This is a genomic window from Allocoprococcus similis (assembly GCF_054660775.1).
Map to the genome: position 1 here is coordinate 1 of NZ_BAAHSG010000027.1, position 1,611 is coordinate 1,611.

General features: G+C 40.0%; 1 protein-coding gene. It reads left to right on the forward strand.

The genetic code is table 11. The annotated features are described in order from the left end of the window. Window positions 1–281 precede the first annotated feature (281 nt). Window positions 282–1,490, forward strand: a complete 1,209-nt coding sequence (locus ACYQ5K_RS11355) for an IS110 family RNA-guided transposase (protein WP_195231713.1) — start codon at window positions 282–284, stop codon at window positions 1,488–1,490. Window positions 1,491–1,611: the final 121 nt, after the last annotated feature.

Here is a 1,611-nt window from a genome sequence, read left to right on the forward strand (position 1 = left end):
TTTCTACTACAATATATTTATGGTTAATATCCCTTACAGCCAGTAAGGATTTATCCATCTCGTTGCTTAAGCTGTATAATGATGGAGCAATTGGTATATCGGATTCTTTCTTGGACTTCGCGTCCGTAATTAAGACTGATAACCAGTTCCTCATTCGCAGCGTTCGTTTTATGCAGGTTGAATCGCTATATGTGCATTCGTGTCACACCACAGTAGATTGAATAGGCAATGAGTAAAACTGGTATTTATCCATTGCAATAATCTTAAGGAGTGACAAATTTATGAACGCAGTAGGTATCGATGTTTCAAAAGGTAAGAGTATGGTTGCTATCATGCGACCTTTCGGTGAAATTGTTTCCGCACCTTTCGAAATCAAACACACAGCCAGTGATATCCATTCACTTGTAGAACTCATCAACTCTGTTGAAGGTGAGTCCCGAATCGTTATGGAGCACACAGGACGTTATTATGAAGTCCTCGCCCATCAGCTTTCAGAGGCAAATCTTTTCGTCAGTGCCATTAACCCAAAACTTATCAAAGACTTTGATAATGATTCCCTTCGTAAAGTGAAATCTGATAAAGCGGATGCTGTTAAGATTGCCCGATATGCTCTTGACAAATGGCAAAATCTTAAACAGTATAATGTTATGGATGAATTACGCAATCAGCTCAAAACCATGAACCGTCAGTTCGGCTTTTACATGAAACACAAGACGGCTATGAAAAATAATCTTATCGGCATCCTTGACCAAACCTATCCTGGTGTGAATACTTACTTTGACAGTCCTGCACGCAGTGACGGTAGCCAGAAATGGGTTGATTTTGCATCTACATACTGGCATGTGGACTGTGTCCGTAAAATGTCCCTGAATGCCTTTATCGACCATTATCAAAACTGGTGCAAACGCAAGAAGTACAACTTCAGTCAGTCAAAAGCTGAAGAAATCTATGGAAAAGCAAAGGAACTTGTTCCCGTACTTCCAAAGGATGCCATTACAAAGCTTATTATCAAGCAGGCTGTAGACCAGCTTAACAGTGCCTCTACAACTGTTGAATCACTACGCACTCTCATGAATGAAACTGCATCCAAACTCCCGGAATATCCTGTCGTTATGGCTATGAAAGGGGTTGGAACTTCACTTGGTCCTCAGTTGATGGCTGAGATCGGAGATGTTTCCCGTTTCACTCACAAAAGTGCTATTACTGCATTTGCCGGTGTAGATCCTGGCGTTAATGAATCCGGAACCCATGAACAAAAAAGTGTTCCAACCTCAAAACGAGGTTCCTCTGATCTAAGAAAGACTTTATTTCAGGTAATGGATGTCCTAATTAAAACGCATCCTCAAGATGATCCTGTTTATCAGTTCTTAGATAAGAAACGTGCTCAAGGCAAGCCTTACTATGTCTATATGACTGCAGGTGCCAACAAATTTCTAAGAATCTACTACGGACGAGTGAAAGAATATCTTTCATCTCTTCCAGAATCTTAATTATCCACTAATATTTTCAGACCAGCACTGGTGTGGTGGTCTTATTTTGATACCCAATTTTCAACCTGTATAAAATTTTCAATGTTCTTTCAATCTAGCCTTGACTTTTTATTTGCAGGCT